The following is an 18,321-nucleotide window of genomic DNA, read 5'->3' as shown; positions in this document are numbered from 1 at the left end:
CGGACGCGGTACGCGGCTCGGCAGCGGTACTGGACCGGAACTCCTCGCCCCACATGCCGGGAGCGGTTGCGACCACGCCCAGGCCATCACCGGTCACGTCGATGACACTCAGATCCGTGACGATCCGTTGGATGCAGCCGTGGCCGGTGACCGAGAGCGGCGTGGCCCTGGCCGACGGAAGCCCGCCTGGCCTCTGACGCGGAGTCGAGCACGGGGACGATCGCTAACGTTCCCCAGCTCAAACGGAGAGTACCTTCCGTTAACGTTCCCTGTCCAAGTCCAGAGGGGTGAGGATACGGAAGTCACGACGCATGCAACGCGGCTCGCGTCGACGTGCTTCACAACAACGCCGCGCTGCGCCACGCCTCCTCAGCCGTCGGGCGCCCTCCGCCCGAGCCGACTGCTCACGAAGGCCACCGCCTCGGCCCAGGCCCGTTCGTACGCCGCCGCGTCATGGCGGCCCGGTATCGGGGCGCCGAAAGAGTGGTCGCAGCCCGGTGCGACATGGATCGTATGCTCGACCCCCCACCGCCCGAAGCGCTCACGGACCGACTCCAGCCGGTCCGGGGGCATCAGCGGGTCCTTCTCCCCGTAGACCAGGAACACCGGGCAGTTGAGGTTCCACAGCAGGTCGATGGGGTGCGCTGGACGCCTGTCGGTCAGTTCGTTGAAGACGGGCTGGCTCGGGTAGAAGAGGATGGCCGCCGCGACGTCGCGGCGGAGGCAGGCGGTGAGCCAGGCCAACGTGCCGCCGGTGCAGTATCCCCACACCCCGATCCGCCTCGGGTCGACGGTGGGGTCGGCCTTCAGGTGGTCGAGGGCGGCCATCAGGTCGTACGTGGCCCGCTGGAAGTCCAACCCGTCGACATGTCGCATGATCTCGGCGATGTCGGTGTAGTCGTCGGGGTCGGCCTGGCCCTCGCCGCGGTAGTAATCGGGGACGGCGACGACCAGACCGAGCGCGGCCAGCGCGGCGGCCGTGTCGTGGATGAAGCGATTGACGCCGGTCGCCTCCGCGCCCATGACCAACGCGGGCAGTGGCTCGGCGGGCATCGGCTTGGGCCGGTAGAGCCAGGTGCGCACTTCCGCGTCACCCACCAGAAGCGACACCGCCTCGACCTGCACTCCCGGCTTCGCCTGGGTCCCTTGCTGCATGCCGTCCGGGGCCGTCGCACCGCCTCCTGCCTGTTCCCCGTCCCGGCCCCGGCGGCCGCAGGCGGGCGCATTGTCCGCCCCTCGGTCGGAGCCGGGCAGGCCCGGCACGCGCGCGTGGTGGTCGTCGAGCGGGACCGCCAGGCCCGCGGCGACCCGGGCCACACAGCAGTACCAGGCGATGGTCATGACGAGTTCGACCGCCTGGCGGTCGTCGACCAGATCGGCCACCGGTCCCCAGGTCGCTTCGGCCACGGTGGCGTTCTGCGTCAGTTCGTCGGCCAGAGCGAGCACGGCGCGTTCCAGCGGTGAGTACAGAGCGCTGTCGGGCCACTCCCCGAGCATACCGATCTTGTCCTCGCCGATGCCCGCCCGTCGGGCTTGATGCCAATGGCTGCGCCACACGTAATCGCAGCGCGTCAGCTGCGCCACCCGCAGGATCGCGAGTTCGCACAGGCCCCGGTCGGCGGCCGCGTCCGCACGCAGACTCCAGCCGAGGCCGATCCACCCGTCCAGGATCGCGGGCGAATTGGCGAGGGCCTGGTACATGGCCGGAATAGTGGCCACGGTGCCCTGGACCTTCGCGTAGAGCTCGGCCAGGCGTTCGTCGCCGTCGGCGGTGGCGCGCGGGCGGACGCGTTTACCGCTGGTCATACGTGCCTCCGGGTGCGCTGGTCGCAGCGGCAGGTACCGGTCTGGTGCAACTCGATCATGTTGCCGCTGCCGTCGTACACGAACAGTTGCCGCCGCTCGTCACGCCCCGCCTTCCAGTACGGCACGTCCAGCCGCTCCAGTTCCTTCTTCGCCGCCGCGATGTCGGGCACGCCGAAGGCGACGTGCGGGGTGAAGGGGTCCTGGTCGGGACGGCGTGCGTAGGCCGAGACGCCTTCGACGCCGAAGAGGTGGATCTGCGTGCCGTTGGCGACGTCCATCCAGAACAGCGGCACGTCCGGGATCTCCCGGGCCTCCGGATCGGGTGCGAGGCCGAGCACGTCGCGGTAGAAGCCCAGCGTCTCGTCCGCCGCGTCGGGCCGCATACGGACCGCGTGATGGTGCAGTTCCAGACCGGTCAGCGCCATCGGATCACCTCTCGGGGTCGCACTCGTACCTGTCGTCCTCAGCGTGTGTTCAGCCTATGTAGACTGAACACAATAATCAAGATTAGCTCCAACTGTTCAATGGCTCGGAAGTGGTTCACTCACCTCCGGCAACGGGTGTGCCCGCACCATCCAGATAGCTCTCCGCAACCGCCGCCCCCGCGTCGGTCGCGGTGCCCGACCAGACGGCCACGCCCTTGCGCAGGACCACCGCCGAGTCGGCGAACTCCAGCGCCCGCGTGACGTACTGCTCGATCAGGACGATTGCCGCGCCTGCCGCACGCGCGCTGTCCAGCGCCTCGAAGACCGTGTCGATGAGCGCGGGGGCGAGGCCCAATGACGGTTCGTCAGCGACGATCAGCGCCGGTGCCGGCTGTCCGGCGACTACGCGGGCCAGCGCAAGGATCTGCTGCTCGCCGCCGGACAGGGTCCCGGCTGTCTGCCGGCGCCGTTCCGCGAGGCGAGGGAAACGCTCGTAGGCGGCCTCCACGGCCGGCGAGGACCTGCCGCGGACGCCGAAGAACATGCGGAGGTTGTCCTGCACGCTCAAGCCCCGGAAGATGCCCCGCCCCTCAGGCAGGTACGCGAGGCCGCCCGCACTCACGGCACTGGGCGAGCGTCCGCGGATGTCCTCCCCGCGGAACCTGATCGATCCGGCGGCCGTCGGCACCAGGGCGCACACCGCCTTGCCGAGGCTGGACTTGCCGGCCCCGTTCGTGCCGAGCACCGCCACCGCCGCACCCGCCGACGCGGTGAGATCGACGTCGGACAGCACCAGTGCCGGGCCGTAGGCCACCGACAATCCGCGCACTTCGAGCAGCGGTTTCGCCGGCATGCTCACACCTCCCCGAATCCGAGATAGGCGGCGCGTACCGCTGCCGACTCCGAGATCTCCGCGGGTGTCCCGTGGGCGATGACCTTCCCGAAGTCCAGTACGTACACCTGCTCGCTGAGCCCGAGGACGAACGGCAGATCGTGCTCGACGAGCAGCAGGGCGATGCCCTCGGTGTCGACCGCACGCCGCAGGACCTCGGCGAGTTCGGCCGTTTCGCTCGGGTCCAGGCCAGAGGCGGGCTCGTCGAGCAGCAGGACCCGCGGTTCATTGGCGAGGGCCCGGCCTACCTCCAGGCGGCGGAGCAGACCGAGCGGCAGGATACCCGCCGGGCGGTCGGCTGCCTGCGCCAGGCCCAGTACGTCGAGCAGTAGGGCGATGCGCTCGACTTCGGCGCGGGCAGCGCGCAGACCGAGCGGCGGTATGAGGTCTTTGAGGACGCGGGAGCGCTGGTGGCGGGTCCGCCAACCGAGCGAGAGATGATCCCGCACGGTGGTGGTCGCGAATACCTCCGGCCGCTGGAAGGTCCTGCCGAGGCCGAGCCTGGCACGCTGCTGCGGGGTTGCCCGGCTGACGTCTCTGCCGCCCAGGTGCACGTGGCCCGAGGCGCCGGGTACCAGCCCCGAGAGAACGCCGAAGAGCGTTGTCTTGCCCGCCCCATTGGGACCGATGAGACCGGTCACGGACCCCGGCGGAACCCTCACCGAGACGTCATCAAGGGCCAGGAGTCCGCCGAACCGGACGGTGATGCCCCGGCATTCCAGCAATGCGTTGCTCGTCGCCGCGCTCATCGGGTGACCGCCTGCTTCGGTTCGGACGGTGTGGTGACGCGGTTCCGCGGCGGCCGGAGCCTGTCGGTGAGGGCGTCCAGGGACCTGCTCGCGTCGGCGACGATGCCGTCCGGCTGGCGGACGATCCCGATCGCGGCGAGCCCGAACAGCAGCACCGGCAGTCCGGTCCAGGATGGGGGCAGGTAGGTGACCACCAACTGCGGAATGACGGTGAAGCTGAGACCGGCTAACAGGGCACCCGACAGCGACCGGATGCCGATCGCCACGACGACGGTCAGCCAGATCAGTCCCACCTGTGTGGCGAACGCGTCGGTGAGTGAGGCCTGTTGCTGCATAGCGATCACCGCCCCTCCGAGCGCGGCAACCCCTCCCCCCACCGCGACCACCAGCGTCCGGATCCCGGTCGTGGACAGCCCCAGCACCCGGGCGGCGGGCTCGCTCCAGCGCGCCGCGACGATGGCCCGGCCGGTGGTGGTATGCCTCAGGTAGGCGAGGTAGGCGGCGGCCAACAGGAAGACGGCAAGGGCGAAGTAGAGGAACGGCAGTCCCCCTTCGGCCCATCCGGGGCGTGCGACGTCCACCCCGAAGCCCGCCGCGTAGAAGCGATCGGCCCGGAAGACCAGGTTGTCCGCCAGGAGTCCGACGGTGAGCGTGATCAGCGCTACGTACAGCCCGCCCAGGCGCGCCGTCACAGCGCCGACCAGCGCGCCGACCAGCAGACCCGCGATGGCTGCCGCGCACAGGGCGAGCAGCGGCGGCCAACCCTGCCCGGTGGTCAGTTCGCCCATCGTCAGCGCACCGAGGCCGGCGAAGGTGATCTGGGCGAGGGAGATGAGTCCGCCGTCCCCGGTGACCAGCACAATGGAGAGGAAGACGATCGCGAACCCGACGCCGAGGGCCAGTTGGTCGATCCACAGCGGCTCGAGGAGCGGTACGGCAGCCCCGAACAGGACGAGCGCGGCCAAGGCCCGGAGCCGCACCGCCGGCATCCCGGCACGGCCGCGCCCCGCACGCTCCTGCGTCGACGCGAGCCGTACGCCGAGCCGCCGCAGATCGTCGCCCGTGTCGCCGCCCTGCGCTTGCGCGCCCCGCGTACCGAACAGCAGGAACACCAGGATGAACAGGAACGGCACCGCGATGGCCACCCGACGCGGCAGGTCGCCGTCCTCGGGCACGCCCCACTGCACCAGGGAGATGGCCACCCCCATGAGGAGCGCGGCGATCGCCGCACGCCCCGGACGCCGCAGCCGGGCCAGGACCACGGCGGTGAAGGCAGTGGCGATGAGCACGGTGAAGTTCTGCGGCGAATCGAGGCCGAGCGTCGGGGCCACCAGGACGCCCGCCATGCCGGAGAGCAGGAAACTCACCCCCCACACGGCGACGCCGACCCGCTGGGGGTCAACGCCGGTGAGCGCCGTCATCTCCTCGTTGTCGACGGTCGCCCGCACTACGAGCCCTGCACGCGTAGAGCGCAGCAGCGCTCCGCCGGCGCACAGGACGAGGACCAGGGCACCGAGGACGACGAGCTGGTTCGCCGAGACCGACAGGCCGAGGAGGGTGACGCCGTCGAGGCCGGCCGGGGTGACGCCGGGGACCGAGACGATGTCCTGCACGCCGAACAGCAGTTGGGCCAGCGGCGGGAGCGCCACTGCGAGCCCAATCGTCACGGCCACTTTGACGAGTGCCGAGCCGTCCGCCAACCGCCGGAAGATCAGCGCCCACAGCACGGCGCCGATGGCCGGGGACACCAGCAGGACGACGACGGCCGCGGCGGTCGCGGTGTTCCAGCCCTGCTCGACGGCGAGGAAGTAGAAGAGTCGCGCCGCGAAATAGGCGTAAGCGCCGAACGCGAAGTTCAGTACGCCGGCTGCCAGATACGTCGAGACCAGGCCCAGGGCGGCCAGGGCGTAGACACTGCCGCCGACCAGGCCTGCGAGAATGTACGAGGTCATCGGGGCAAGCCCCTCCTCTTCTGGGGAGTCTGCACGCAGCCGTCAGCTGATCTTCTTGCCGCAGACCGGTTTGCCGCCGTTCTGCATGGCGTAGGCGTCCTTCTCCAGCCGGAGCATGTAGACGCAGCCGTCCGCGCTGAGTCCCTCGGCCGTACCCCGACCGAAGGCAGTGAAGTCGACCTTGCCGGGGAGCATGCCGCCCGCGTCGTAGTCCTTGACCTTGCGCAGGCCGCTGGTGAACGACGCGCGGCTGATGTCGGAACCCGCGGCCTGCAGGCCCTTCACGGCGAGGTCGGCGGCGATCCAGCCGAGGATGTCGAAGCCGTAGTAGTCGCCGTCGGCGAATCCGCCCGACTTCTTGAGCTGGGCGACGATGGCCTTGGTCGCTGCGCTGCCCAGCTCCTGCGGGGTGTAGTAGGTGGAGACGTCGACGCCCGTGAGCGCGGTCGCCGCGTCCGTTCCGAGGACTGCGCGCGAGTAGCCCGACACGATCAGGCCGCCCTTCACATCGGCGCCGGACTGCTTGGCGGCCTGCAAGAGCGCGGCGCTGCCCGCGGCCCCGTAGGCGGTGAAGACGTAGTCGACTCGCTTGTCCTTGGCGGCAAGGGCCTGCGGGCCGAAGTCCTGGCTTCCTATCTGCGCGTCGACGTCCACGACACCGACCTTGAGCCCGGCCGCCCTGGCGGACTTGGCCTGGCTCTCGGCATCGACCTTGGAAGCGGGTGAGTTCCCGAAACCGAAGGCTCCGACGGTGTGCGCACCGGCCTGCTTCATGTAGGTGCCGTACGTCGAGTAGACCGGCGAGGAGGGGTCTGGGCTACCCCAGGTGCCGAACATGTTCTCGTACCCCCGTTGTCCCCACACCTGCCCGGAGTACGGGCCACCGACGACCGGCACCTTCTGCCTGGCCAGGTACCGGGCGCCGCCCGAGACGAACGGCGACTCGACGGCAACGGCGACGGCCTTGTCCCGTTCGACGAGTTTCCTGGCTGCGGCGGCATTCCCCTGGGGGGTGCCCTGGTCGTCGACGACGACCGCCTCGATCCGGCGCCCGCCGAGTTCGTCCTCGTCATTGGCCTTGTCGATACGGGCCTTGAAGTCCCGGTCGACGTTCTTGAACTGCGCGGCGAGCGGACCGCTGAGCGTGGTGATCAGTCCGACCTTCACGGTCCCTTCGCCGTCGCTGGCGCCCTGTCCGCCACCACAACCACCGACACCGGCCGCCAAGGCAATGACGGCGGCTGCCACAACAACCCGGCTGGTTCGCATAGTTCAGTGGTCCCCTCACCGTGTCCATGCGTGTTGCCACGCGTCGTGTGACGACAGTCATAGCACGGTGATGACACTATGCACAGGGTGTGTTCAATATGCTCCACACCGGCACGCGCGGCGAGGCAACGACACCGCTCCGGCACCCTTCGGGAGGCACGCATGACCGGAAAACTCACACGTCGACCGGCCTTCATCACCGGCGCCGCCGGAAGACGTACAGAACGGGACACCGCCGCTCTGCTGCTCCGCGCCACGCTGGGGCCGATGCTCTTCGCCCACGGCTGGAACAAGGTCTACGGCCCCGGCGGCCTCAAGGGCACCACCGGATGGTTCGAGGCCCTCGGACTGCGCCCGGCAGCCGCGCAGGCCCGGCTCGCGGCCGGCACGGAGATGGCAGCGGGCGTCACCATGGCCCTGGGCGTGGCGGGACCGCTGCCTGCAGCGGCCGCCGTCGGCCTGATGACCACAGCCGCCCGCACCGACCACCGGGGCAAGGGCTTCTTCGTCTTCAAAGGCGGCTGGGAGTACGTCGGCGTCGTCGGCGGCGCCGCTGTGGCCCTGGCCGCCATGGGCAACGGCACGTACTCCGTGGACGCCTTGATGCGACGTCAGTGGTCCGGGGCCGGGGCGGCGACGCTCGCCGCCGGGCTCGGCGTAGGCGGCGCCTTGGCTCTGTTGCGGGCGTGCTACCGGCCGGACAGCAATCCGGATGCCGCTCCGGAGGGATGACCGGTCCAACTACTACGAGGCGTGGACGACCCGCCCTCCGCAGACGGTCATCCGCACCAGGTCCGCCGCCGGCTCGTCGAGCGCGACCGCGCGCGGCACGTGCAGGAGGCAGAGATCCGCCGGTTCACCCGGGGCGATCGATCGCGGGGCGCCTCCGGGCCGCAGAGGAGGGGAGAGCATGCCGTCGAGCGCCGTGCACGCGGGCACGCTCTCGTGCGGCCCGAGCGGAGCTCCGTCCGGTGCATGCCGGTCGCGGGCGGCCCGCAGCACGGCCCACGGATCCGGGGAGCCGAACGGCGCGTCGCTGGAGGCGGCGGTCGCGACTCCGGCGCTGAGCAGCGATGCGTAGGGATAGAGATGGGGCAGGTCGACCGGGTCGGCGTCACGGCGGTACGCGTCACCACGTTCCGCGACGAAGCCCGGTTGTGTGACCACCCGTAGCCCCAGTGAGGCCATCGACGCTGCGAGCGCCGGAGGCACGACGGCAGCGTGCTCGATCCGGTCACCGGGCACGACTCCCGCTTCCTCCAGCGCCGTCACGGCGACGACGAGACCTTCGAGCGTCACGCAGTGCACCGCGACGGGCCGGGGCACCACGGGGCCGGCGCCCCGTGCCACGCGGATCCGGGCCAGCAGTTCGTCGTACGGCCAGGGGGCGTGATCTGGGGGCAGCAGTTTGCGTGGTCCCAGTCCTACGCGCTCGGCCGGCAGGCCCGGAGGGAGCGCATCGGCGCCGAGCAGAAGGAGACGCTGCGGGAGGCGGCCGTCCCGGACGGCCGACAGCAGCAGACGCAGGGTGCCAAGAGCCATGTCCGGCGTGGCATCCGTGACCCCGGTGATGCCGTACGCCGCCAGCCGCCGTCCCACTCGGGTGAGGTCCGGTTCCGGATCGACGGCGCCGAGGGTGTCGAGTCGCCCGCGCAGCCAGCTGTCGAGCCGCCAGAGCCGGCCAGTGGCGTGACCGGAGCCATCCCGTTCCACACCTGGCGGGGCGTCGAAGCTGACGGAGTCGAGCCCGAGCATGGCTGCAGCCGCGCTGTTGACCGTCCACAACGCACCACCCCGGTGCTGGATCCGCACCGGGCGGTCGAGGGTCATCGCGTCCAACTGATGCCGGTCGAGGAGTCCCGCCACCGACTCGTGATAGCCAATGCCTCGTACCCATGCGCCGGGCGGAAGTGCCGCGGCGTGGTTCCGCAGCGCCATCCCCAGCGTGGCACTGTCACGTACGTCGGGAGGGCCGCATCCGACGGATGTCTCAGCCGCCGCCATTGCCATCACATGGAGATGGTGATCGTGCAACCCGGGCAGCAGGGCACCGCCTTGGGCATCCAACACCTCCTCACCCCGACGCGAGATCAGCGGGTTGCCGACGGCCACGATGCGGTCGCCGGCGACTCGGACGTCAGCATGGTGACCGGGGCCGACCTCCCCATTCCGCAACAACATCGGCTCCGCAGACTGCGCGGGCAGTTCGTCACGTGACGTGCGCGCGGCCACTACGACTGCTCGCTCGGCGAACCGGCCGACGACGCTCCGGCTGACACCGCCCACGATCCAGCACCTCCTCGGCCCGCTCCCAGCCCCAGGCTCTCTAGCACCGCCTGGCGGTGCTCGCCGTGAGCCGCCGCCCGTCCCGAGGGAACGCGCGCGACCGGGGGCAGTGCGGTGCGGCCGACACGCGCCGGACTGTCGCCGAAGGGAAGAGCCAGCGCGGCGGCGGCCGATTCGCGCATGGCCACATCCACCAACCGGCCGCCGCCCGCGCCGATGCAGGCGAGCGCCGCGACCGCCGCGTGGACACCGGCGAGCGGATCGGCGATCGCGTCCCCGCAGGGCAGCACACCGGTCTCGTCGCGGGCGACGAGTCCCGCAGCGACCGCGACGTCGTCACCGAAGCCGACCCGACCGGACCAGGGGCCGGTGCGTCCGTACGCGGTGATGCTCACCCAGGTCAGGCCGGGCGTCCGGGCGAGGATCGCATATGGGTCGATGCCGAGTTGGGCCATGGCCCGGGGCCGCGAGCTTTCGATGACGATGTGCGCACGGTGCAACAGGGCCCGCAGCAGGTCCAGATCATCGGGATCGGTGAAGTCGAGGGCGATGGCCTCATGGTCCGCGTGCAGCAGGTCGTAGAACGCCCGGGGCCCACGACGGGCACCGTCCGGCCTGCTGGTGCTCTCCACCTTCACCACGCGGGCCCCGGTCAGCCCCAACAGGTGGGCGCAGAGCGGGCCGGCCCACAGCGCGGACAGATCGACGACCAGGGGACGTCCACGCCCGAGCGGCCCCACGGCCTCGCCCACCGAACGCAGCAGGAAAGGACGTACTCGGCCGTACTGGCCTCGGGCCGCGAGCTGAGCGTCCATCATGCCGGGCTCCCCAAGGACCGCCACGGGGATGCCGAGCAGCTGCCCGCGCTCGGCACACGCGGCGGCAGGCCTGCTCGCCGCCCAGGCAGTGAGCACATCCCAGTGGGCCTGCTCCGCTACGTGCCGTTCCGTCAGCGCCGGGACGAGGTCGAGGTCGTCCTGCCGCGCCAGGTTCACCCCGATCCACCCGCCGTCGAGCGTGCCCAGCAGCCGGAACGTCCCGCCCGGCGCGTACGGCCCGCGCCGGGTGAGTTCCGCTGTCGCCGCCCGCTCTGCGAGCAGGCGGGAATCGGGGAGTGCGGGATGGTGGCCCATGCGGTTGGCGAGGGCCTGGATGGCCAGCAGACTGCCGCGAACGGCTGTCGCGGGGCCGCCGGGAGTGGGCAGCGGTGGGCCGTCCGGGCGGCCGGTCAGAGCCATGGCACCGCTCGACGCCCAGTCATCGAGCGGATGTGCCGCGCCGTCACCCGGGTCGATCACGAGGTCCGCCCGCTCGGCCTGGACGGTGTGGGCGCCGAGGCAGTCGAGCAGCCATGCGGCGTAGCGCGCGCCGGGGTCGTCACCTCGCGCCGCCACGTGCAGCCCCGACAGCGGACCGTGGTCGGCATCGGAGCCGGTGGCCGCCTCCCGCACTCGCTTCGTATCAGGCATCCGCGACCACCTCGTCCACGAGACCCCAGCGGTGCGCCCTAGCAGCGTCGACCCGTTCGCCGGTGAGCGCCATCCACGCGGTGCGCCAGCGGCCGATACGCCGGGGCAGACTGACCGTGCCGCCGGCGCCGGGCACCAGACCGAGCGACAGTTCAGGCAGGGCGAAGTATGCGCTGGAGTCCGCCACCACGCGGCCTGCGAACGCCGGCACCTCCACGCCTGCGCCGATGCAGGCACCTCGCAGTTGAACGAGGACACGGTCGGCACACCGATGTACGGCATACCCCACGCTGCGCGCGAGGCGGACTACGTGAGCGGTGGCCGGATCGTCGGCTGTGCCGAACTCGTCCAGGTCGCCGCCACTGCAGAAGTGCTCTCCGCTGCCGCGCAGTTGGACGACGGCGATGCCCGGGTCAGCGGCTACTGCCAACGCGTCAAGCAGTTGGTCCCGCATCTCGCGCCCCAAGGCGTTGCGCCGCGCCGGTCGGTTGAGGGTCACCAACAACTGGTCCCCTGTACGTTCCAGCAGCACCGCATCCGGGGTCGCGGGCGGGATCGGCCGGGCCGGGTGGGCATGCCGCCAGGCGGCAAACTCCGGTCCTGCCAACAGCATCGAGAACCCCAGCGACTCGGCGACGAGCGCGTCCGGCACCGGTAGCATCGGTGTCAGCCGGAGAAGCCCGGCCAGTGTCAGGGCCGCCCTCGGGGCGCCGTGCACGGATTCGATCAACCGATCCAGCGCCGCATCCACGTCATCAACCCTGATGTGGGCCCGTCCGGGTTGATGGACCGTACTGAGTGTCAGCGTGAGTGCGTCAAGCAGTGTCCTGGCAGCGGAAGGCACGCGGCGCCGGGCGACACCCACGAACACACGATGGGCCTGTCCCAGCCGAAAAGCGGCCTCCTGTAGGTCATCCATGCTGTCCAGATCCACCACGGTCAGCACATCGCCGGCCGTGAGTTGCTCGGTCGGCGCCGGGACCAGCAACCGCTCGTCCCGGGCGGCCTCGGCCACCGTCACCACCGGAATGTCCGACACCAGTCGCCCCTTTCTGGCGCTGCCCCACATGGCGTTCGGCGTTGACCCGTCAAGACCGTGACCCTAGTGTGCAGGATGAACAAATACCGTTCAAGTCGTTCACCCTGTTCGGGAGGTCATGTGTTCCAGTTCCTGCTCAGTGCCGATCTCATGGTTTCGGACCCGGACGCCACCGCGTCTCTCCTGGTGAAGTCACTCGGCATCAAGGAGCACCCACGCTGGCGCCAGGCATTCCCCGACCACCCGTACATCGCGCACTTCCTGCGCGTACACAAGTCCCTCGCCGTGGCGCCCACCCGAATCGAACCGCAAGGCCACCTGGACAAGCCGAATCACGGCGACCCCCACTTCCCCGCCTTCCTCAAGAGCCTCGAAGCCTTCCAAGGCGAGCGCCGGCCCATCAAGACGCACTCCCTGGTGCTCATCACCGACCGCCTCGACGACTTGGTACAGCGACTCACGCACCGCCGCCTGCCGTTCCGCATCGCGCCCATGACACCCGAGATGCCCTGGGTACGACTGTGGGTCGGCGTCACGCCCGAGAACCCCCACTACGAGCCCTCGGTCGACGGCGGACTCTGCGTCGAGGTACTGCCGGTCGATCCGCTGCAGATGCCGGCCGAGACCTTCATCACCCCGCCGCCGGAACCGCGCGAACCCACGCCGGGCGAGATGATCAGGGTGACGGCTCGCGGCGTCCTCGTACGGGATATCGACGACACGCTGCGCAAGCTGTCCACCAACCTGGACTGGGAGCCCGCCGGGCCGGTCGAGCACCTACGCAAGGAAGGCTACCGGCGGGCGAGGATGGCCTTCACTCTGCCGCACAGCGCCTCCGTCGACGTGCTCGAACCCACGGCCTGGGACGGCGAGACCGGATCCTACCTGCACAGTTGGGGACCCGGCCCGTACTACACCAGAATCTCGGTCCATGACCTGGAGGCCAAGGCCGCCGATCTGGAGTCCAGGGGAACACCCTTCACCTGGGTGCCGGAGTCCGAAGCGGTCGGCGGAGAATCGCTGATCAAGGTCGACCCGAGGGCGCTCGACGGAGCACTCTTCGAGTTCCACGAGCATCAGGCCGGCCCGCTGCCGACCACGTCCGGCGGGGACTCGGACTGACCGACTGAGCCACAGCAGATGCAACTGAAGGGGCAATCATTGTACAATCCGTTCAGCATGTGCGATTGAACCTGGCCACACATCGGACGGGGGCACCCAACGTGTCCGCAGGACGCAGTATGGAACCCCGCCGTGCGGCCTCCCCCGGGGAGGCCGGAACGGTGGAGCGGATCCTCGACGGCGCGCTCAGAGCAGCCGCCCGCCGTGGACTGCAGAAGCTCTCGATGAGCGACATCGGCGACAGCGCAAACGTCTCAAGGGGCACTCTCTACCGCTACTTCGCCTCTAAGGACGACGTCATCGACGCGCTGCCCGACCATCTCCTCCTGCGCTGGAAGCAGCACCTGCGGCAGGCCGTCGCCCAGCAGCCACGCCCTGAAGAACGAGTGCGGGTGGTCATGGAGGCCATCACCGGATACGCGACCGCCTCCCCCGAGCTGCTGCGGATGATCCAGCTGGAGCCGGAGTTCGGCCTGGACTTCCTGGAGCGGAAGCTCCCGGACAGCGTGCGTATCGTCGCCGACGTTCTGGAGCCCGTGATCGAAGACGCGGCTGTCGTCCATGCCCGTGTCATCACCGGCCCCGAACTCGCCGAAATCCTGCTGCGCATCGCGATGTCCGGCTTCCTCGTACCCGGTACGCGCACCCGGCAACTACCCAAACGCGTCGCCAATTTCTGGGACTACGTGAACGTGGGAGTCGACGTGGCGGCCGAAGAGGGTGACCGCGCCAAGCGTATGGCAGCCGTCGCACAACTCCCGCGCGACCAGCGTCGTCGCCACGCGTGACGTCCACGGCAACGTCGTCCCGTGCATCCTGAAGCGCAGGGCGGACCAGGAATCGGTCCGCCCTGCGCTTCAGGTGCGCAGTCAGAGGAAGATCGCGAGATTCGGCGTGCTCAGCAGGGTCTCATTGAGCAGAACCGTCCTGCGAGCGAGTCGCCACCCCTGCTCGGTTCGTCGCAGCAGATCCTGACGCTCGGCAGCGATCAGGTCCGGGGCGGCGTCGTTGAAGCGATGGCGGACCACCAGCAGATTGTGGACACATTCGAACTCGTCGGGCGAGTCGGTCCGGTTGACCAGCACATTGGACACCATCCGCCGGCATCGCGAAGGCGGGTCCTCTGCCCACGCGCTACTGGTACCGATCAAACGGTAGACCCGGCCCGTAAGCGATCCACGGTCCTCGAAGAAGTGGTAGTTGCCACCGGAGAAGCCTGCCCCATCGGCACGTTGGACGGTCTGCCGGACCGGGGCGCGGTAATCCAGGTCCTCGGTGAGCAGCTCCAGCCATTCCTGGAAGCGCCCCTGGTCGAGCAGGGCCGCCTCCTCGTACAGGAATTGTGTGAGCTCGTTGTGGACCGGATCTCCGACGGGGACCCGGGCTGCGGCGGTTTTGGCGGTTGTGGTCATGGAGTGCGCCTTCCTACCAGGGGTTGCCCGTCATGAACTGCAGCCAGCGCAGCCACCAGTTCCACTGACCGTCGTCCTTCGAGAAGCCGTCGTAGACATAGCCGCTGCCCGGCCAGTCGTCGGGCTTGTTGACGCCCAACAGGGCCTGGTACTTCATCGTCTGGCGCCGTCCCATGGCGCCGTACGAGGACCGGTGCATGGACGGCCACGCCTCGGCGTCGTCCTGCTCGACGGTGCCGCTGGTGCCCACGGCCCGCACCGAGGCCTTGAGCATCTTCTCCTTGACCTCGTCGGGGGCGTCGCGTTCGACGAGCACCCAGTTGATGAACTCGAACTCGTCGGGCCCCTTGGGCATGAAGGTGTGCCAGGTCATGGTCGAGCCCATGGTCCCGTCGGGCGAGGGCTGCCAGATGGACACCAGGCCCGTGTTGGGGAACAGGCCGCCGACCTGGGGCGCGGACTCGGCGAGAACGCGCATCTCGTCCTGGTTGAAACGGCGGGGGAGATGTTCCACGAGCTCGGGCGTCAGCCCGGGAGGGGGAAGGGTGCGCAGCCGTTCCATCGAGCTGAGCTGCGACACGTCCTTGCCCAGCAGCATGCTGAAAGTGGTCTCTGCGGGGATGCAGCGCAGAGAGTGTCCCTGCGGCACGCTCACGTCGACTCCGTACATGGCCGGGGCCATCTCGACGACGGCTTCTCCGGTGGTGTCGGAACCGATCACGCCCAGCTCGAACAGCGAACGATGCAGGGTGAGCGTGTGGTAGCCGTCGGCGTTGAACTGCTCACCCGCGCACTTCCAGTTCGCCTTGACGGTGAACCGCTGGGGAGGGCCGAGCGCTTCGAGGCCACTCTCGGTGCGGTCGTACATCAGATCCAGGTACCACTTGTAGTCGCCGAACCAGTCGTCCAGCGAGGGCGCGGCCGGGTCGAAGGTGGCGAAGACCATGCCGCCGAAGCGCTCCACGCGAGCCTCGGGCAGGCCGAGTTCGGAGCGGTCACGCACGTCGCCCCACATCTGCTCCTTCTTCACCGGGGAGCCGAGAAAGCGGCCGTCCTGGCCGTAGACCCAGCCGTGGTAGACGCAGCGGAACTGGTTGCTGTTGCCTGCGTCAACCCGGCAGACCTGCATGCCGCGGTGCTGACAGATGTTGAGCAGGACCTTTACGTCCCCGGCTCGGGTGCGCGTGATGATGACCGGATCGGCAGCGAGGGTTCGGGTGACGAAGTCACCCGGCCGCGGGATCTCACTCTCGTGCGCCACCGGGATCCATGCCTTCCGGAAGAGGCGCTCGAGTTCCAGTCGGAAGATCTCCGGATCGGAGAGCACCCGCATCGACACCTCGCGTTTCTCCACATCGACGAGGTCCGCGAGAGACGTCCCGTCGGAGAGGATCGGCACCGTGCTACGGGCCATGCCGACTTCCGCCACCATGATGAGCTCCCATCCTGACTGTCGCGCACAACGAACCGTGACAGTACACCTGACGCTAAATCTGTTCAATATGCTCCTAGCGGCAGAACTCTGCGTTCCCGGGCTACAGTTCGGGCGCAGAGGCAAAGACCGGCGTCACGGTCCCTCGTGCACGACGAGCGCCCGTTGGGGGCAGATGTCCGCCCCCTCCCGCGCCCTGCCCTCCAGGCCGGACGGAATGTCTGGGTCCGCTATGTACACGAAGCCGTCGTCGTCAATGCTGTAGACCTCGGGGCACACCTCATTGCACAGGGTGTAGCCGCAGCACCTCCCCCTCAGCGCCTCGACACGCAACTCTTGCCTCCAGGTCGGCGAGCAGCTGCTCGCGTCGTTCGACGTCCAAGGCCGTCGCCACCTGACCGCTTCGCAGCTCTATTCGAAACCTCACAGTCGCAGGGCTGCAAGCGAAAGCTGGATCACTGATTGAACGGACTATGATCTATCTGTTCCATGCGTAAACAGGAGCCTGGATGAACATGTCGTCTCGTCGCCGAACGGCGGCCCACGAATCGACGGGGCAGCACCCTGCCACTCCCCCGACCCCCAACGCGCGGTTGAGCCGACCTCTCGTCCTGGTCATGGCTGTCACAGCGGCGATGGCCATCGCAGGCAACTACTACGCCCAGCCGCTGCTGCCCATGATCGGACGCGAGTTCGACATATCCAACGGCACGGCCGCCCTGATCATGACCCTCGGCCAGCTCGGCTACACATGCGGCCTGCTGTTCATCGTGCCCCTGGCCGATCTGCTGGAGCGTCGACGTCTAGTGGTGGTCATGTCGCTCGCCGCCGCTGTTGCTCTGGCCATCCTCGGCTCGGCGACCTCGGCTGCCGTCCTGCTGCCCGTAGCGTTGCTCGTCGGCACGGCCAGCGTGCTCGCCCAGCTGATCGTGCTCACCGCGACCGCGCTGGCCGACGACGCGGAACGAGGCCGCGCCCTCGGCACCGTCAGCGCCGGGCTCACACTGGGCATCCTGCTGGCGCGCACGGTGTCCGGCGCGCTCGGGGACGCCGGCGGCTGGCGGCTGACGTACTGGCTGGCCGCCGCACTGATGCTTGTTCAGGCAGGCGTGCTCGCACGGGTCCTGCCCCGCTCCCAGGAGGCGGGTCCGCGACTGCGCTACGGGGCCCTTCTCCGGTCGATCCCGGCGCTGCTGCGCGACGAACCGGTGCTACGGCTGCGCGTCGGGTACGGGATGGCGATGTTCGCGTCCTTCAACCTCATGTGGACCGCGATCGTCTTCCTTCTCGCCGAGCCGCCCTACGCGTACGCGGCCGGCGCCATCGGCTTGTTCGGCCTCGCCGGCGCGGTCGGCGCGGCAGCGTCGTCCACGACAGGACGGCTCGCCGACCGCGGGCTTTCCGTCCCCGTGACCGGTGTGGCCTCCTTTCTGCTTGTCGCCGCCTGGCTACCGCTGTGGCTCGGTGGGCACTCGCTGGCGGCACTGATCGCGGGAGTGGTCGTCCTCGACCTGGGCCTGCACGTGATGAGCGTGCTCAACATGAGCGAGATCCTGGGGCTGCGGCCCGAAGCCCGCAGCCGCCTGCAGGCCGCCTATCTCCTCTGCTACTTCGTCGCCGGGGCAGCGGGCTCCGCCCTGGCTGCCCTGCTGTGGACGCACTTCGGCTGGACCGCCGTGTGCGTCGCCGGGGCAGCATGCGGCGCTCTCGATGTCCTGCTCTGGCTTGCCACCTGCCGTTCCCCACGGCTGCGCGCTGCCGACCGGTCCCTCGACTGAACACTCCGAACCCAATGCGGGACTCAACACCCGGAAGCGGACGCTGTGTTGTGACTACCACTATGAGCACGATTCCCCGGGCTCCACCTGCCGCGTCCGCGCAGTGCCCTTCGCGACCCTCGCCGTGCCGAACAGATTGACTCCAAGTCGTTTAATATGTTCACTTGAGTGCTGTGAAGGGCCAGCCGACGGGTGCCGACTGCAGTCGACGTGACACCGCCTGCGCGTGGCTTGCGAGCCAATGGAACCGGAGGTCCCCGTGACGAAGGACGGCTGCCACGTCTGTGCGCTCGGCGCGAGCGCGACGGACACCCAGACCATCTACAAGGACAACGCCTGGACGGCGGCCAGCCCGGCTCCCGTACCGGGATGGATCATGCTCTTCCCCAATCGCCACAACGAGGGTGTCTGGGAGCTCGGCATGGACGAGGCAGAGCAGTTCGGTCGATTGACCGTCCTCCTGACCGGCACGCTGAGGGAGGTGTGTGACGCCGATCGGGTCTACGTGATGTATGCCGGTGAGAACTCCCCGCACTTCCACGCCATGTTGATGGCCCGCGGCGCGGGCATCCCGGCTGAGTGGCGGGGCCCGGCCCTCGTCGACCGGCACTCCGAACTGCTCGACCCCGACCGGGCCAACGGTGTTCTCGCGTCCCTGCGCGAGAGACTCGACGTGACGTCGTCCTGAGA

The 18,321-nt window shown here is 69.3% G+C and carries 17 protein-coding genes; 5 read left to right on the top strand and 12 right to left on the bottom strand.

Features of this window, described 5'->3' with window-relative positions; all coding sequences use genetic code 11:
* Window positions 1-369 precede the first annotated feature (369 nt).
* The 6 genes from ACWIGU_RS39580 to ACWIGU_RS39555 all read right to left on the bottom strand — a co-directional run bounded on the left by ACWIGU_RS39580 (window position 370) and on the right by ACWIGU_RS39555 (window position 6,991).
* Window positions 370-1,806: a dienelactone hydrolase family protein gene (locus tag ACWIGU_RS39580; protein ID WP_454406654.1), complete on the bottom strand. Its 1,437-nt coding sequence runs from the start codon at window positions 1,804-1,806 to the stop codon at window positions 370-372.
* On the bottom strand, window positions 1,803-2,231 hold the full coding sequence (locus tag ACWIGU_RS39575; protein WP_454406653.1) for a VOC family protein: 429 nt from the start codon (window positions 2,229-2,231) through the stop codon (window positions 1,803-1,805). Before ACWIGU_RS39575 ends, ACWIGU_RS39580 begins: the two co-directional genes overlap by 4 nt.
* Before the next feature lie 115 nt (window positions 2,232-2,346).
* Window positions 2,347-3,084 carry an ABC transporter ATP-binding protein gene (locus ACWIGU_RS39570; protein WP_454406652.1) on the bottom strand — a complete coding sequence of 246 codons (738 nt, stop codon included), beginning with the start codon at window positions 3,082-3,084 and terminating at the stop codon, window positions 2,347-2,349.
* A 2-nt stretch (window positions 3,085-3,086) separates the two neighbouring features.
* On the bottom strand, window positions 3,087-3,872 hold the full coding sequence (locus ACWIGU_RS39565) for an ABC transporter ATP-binding protein (protein ID WP_454406651.1): 786 nt from the start codon (window positions 3,870-3,872) through the stop codon (window positions 3,087-3,089).
* Window positions 3,869-5,824: a branched-chain amino acid ABC transporter permease gene (locus tag ACWIGU_RS39560; protein WP_454406650.1), complete on the bottom strand. Its 1,956-nt coding sequence runs from the start codon at window positions 5,822-5,824 to the stop codon at window positions 3,869-3,871. Before ACWIGU_RS39560 ends, ACWIGU_RS39565 begins: the two co-directional genes overlap by 4 nt.
* A 42-nt stretch (window positions 5,825-5,866) precedes the next feature.
* On the bottom strand, window positions 5,867-6,991 hold the full coding sequence (locus ACWIGU_RS39555; RefSeq protein WP_454406649.1) for an ABC transporter substrate-binding protein: 1,125 nt from the start codon (window positions 6,989-6,991) through the stop codon (window positions 5,867-5,869).
* Between the two features lie 264 nt (window positions 6,992-7,255).
* On the opposite strand from ACWIGU_RS39555, the gene ACWIGU_RS39550 reads away from it, so the two are divergent.
* A complete protein-coding gene (locus tag ACWIGU_RS39550; RefSeq protein WP_454406648.1) occupies window positions 7,256-7,825 on the top strand; it encodes a DoxX family protein in 570 nt (189 codons plus the stop codon).
* 12 nt (window positions 7,826-7,837) lie between these two features.
* Here the strand turns inward: ACWIGU_RS39550 and ACWIGU_RS39545 are convergent, their stop codons facing one another.
* Genes ACWIGU_RS39545 through ACWIGU_RS39535 form a run of 3 tightly spaced genes read right to left on the bottom strand, consistent with a single transcriptional unit; the run spans window position 7,838 to window position 11,887 of the window.
* Window positions 7,838-9,274, bottom strand: a complete 1,437-nt coding sequence (locus ACWIGU_RS39545) for an amidohydrolase family protein (protein WP_454406792.1) — start codon at window positions 9,272-9,274, stop codon at window positions 7,838-7,840.
* Window positions 9,275-9,324: 50 nt separating this feature from the next.
* Window positions 9,325-10,848 carry a CoA transferase gene (locus ACWIGU_RS39540; protein WP_454406647.1) on the bottom strand — a complete coding sequence of 508 codons (1,524 nt, stop codon included), beginning with the start codon at window positions 10,846-10,848 and terminating at the stop codon, window positions 9,325-9,327.
* Window positions 10,841-11,887, bottom strand: a complete 1,047-nt coding sequence (locus tag ACWIGU_RS39535) for an enoyl-CoA hydratase/isomerase family protein (RefSeq protein WP_454406645.1) — start codon at window positions 11,885-11,887, stop codon at window positions 10,841-10,843. Before ACWIGU_RS39535 ends, ACWIGU_RS39540 begins: the two co-directional genes overlap by 8 nt.
* Before the next feature lie 120 nt (window positions 11,888-12,007).
* Here ACWIGU_RS39535 and ACWIGU_RS39530 point away from each other — a divergent pair, with 120 nt between their 5' ends.
* Window positions 12,008-13,009: a hypothetical protein gene (locus ACWIGU_RS39530; protein WP_454406643.1), complete on the top strand. Its 1,002-nt coding sequence runs from the start codon at window positions 12,008-12,010 to the stop codon at window positions 13,007-13,009.
* A 119-nt stretch (window positions 13,010-13,128) separates the two neighbouring features.
* On the top strand, window positions 13,129-13,797 hold the full coding sequence (locus ACWIGU_RS39525; RefSeq protein WP_454406642.1) for a TetR/AcrR family transcriptional regulator: 669 nt from the start codon (window positions 13,129-13,131) through the stop codon (window positions 13,795-13,797).
* 81 nt (window positions 13,798-13,878) lie between these two features.
* Here the strand turns inward: ACWIGU_RS39525 and ACWIGU_RS39520 are convergent, their stop codons facing one another.
* The 3 genes from ACWIGU_RS39520 to ACWIGU_RS39510 all read right to left on the bottom strand — a co-directional run bounded on the left by ACWIGU_RS39520 (window position 13,879) and on the right by ACWIGU_RS39510 (window position 16,186).
* Window positions 13,879-14,421 carry an aromatic-ring-hydroxylating dioxygenase subunit beta gene (locus ACWIGU_RS39520; protein WP_454406641.1) on the bottom strand — a complete coding sequence of 181 codons (543 nt, stop codon included), beginning with the start codon at window positions 14,419-14,421 and terminating at the stop codon, window positions 13,879-13,881.
* Between the two features lie 13 nt (window positions 14,422-14,434).
* A complete protein-coding gene (locus tag ACWIGU_RS39515) occupies window positions 14,435-15,853 on the bottom strand; it encodes an aromatic ring-hydroxylating oxygenase subunit alpha (protein WP_454406640.1) in 1,419 nt (472 codons plus the stop codon).
* A gap of 135 nt (window positions 15,854-15,988) precedes the next feature.
* A complete protein-coding gene (locus ACWIGU_RS39510) occupies window positions 15,989-16,186 on the bottom strand; it encodes a ferredoxin (protein ID WP_454406639.1) in 198 nt (65 codons plus the stop codon).
* Between the two features lie 284 nt (window positions 16,187-16,470).
* Here ACWIGU_RS39510 and ACWIGU_RS39505 point away from each other — a divergent pair, with 284 nt between their 5' ends.
* The gene (locus tag ACWIGU_RS39505; protein WP_454406638.1) at window positions 16,471-17,631 is read left to right on the top strand and encodes an MFS transporter; all 1,161 of its coding nucleotides are present in this window, start codon (window positions 16,471-16,473) and stop codon (window positions 17,629-17,631) included.
* Between the two features lie 259 nt (window positions 17,632-17,890).
* The gene (locus ACWIGU_RS39500) at window positions 17,891-18,319 is read left to right on the top strand and encodes a hypothetical protein (protein WP_454406637.1); all 429 of its coding nucleotides are present in this window, start codon (window positions 17,891-17,893) and stop codon (window positions 18,317-18,319) included.
* Window positions 18,320-18,321 lie beyond the last annotated feature (2 nt).

The sequence above is a fragment of the Streptomyces sp. NPDC055400 genome (genome assembly GCF_053644375.1).
This window is presented reverse-complemented; position numbering and strand designations above follow the sequence as displayed.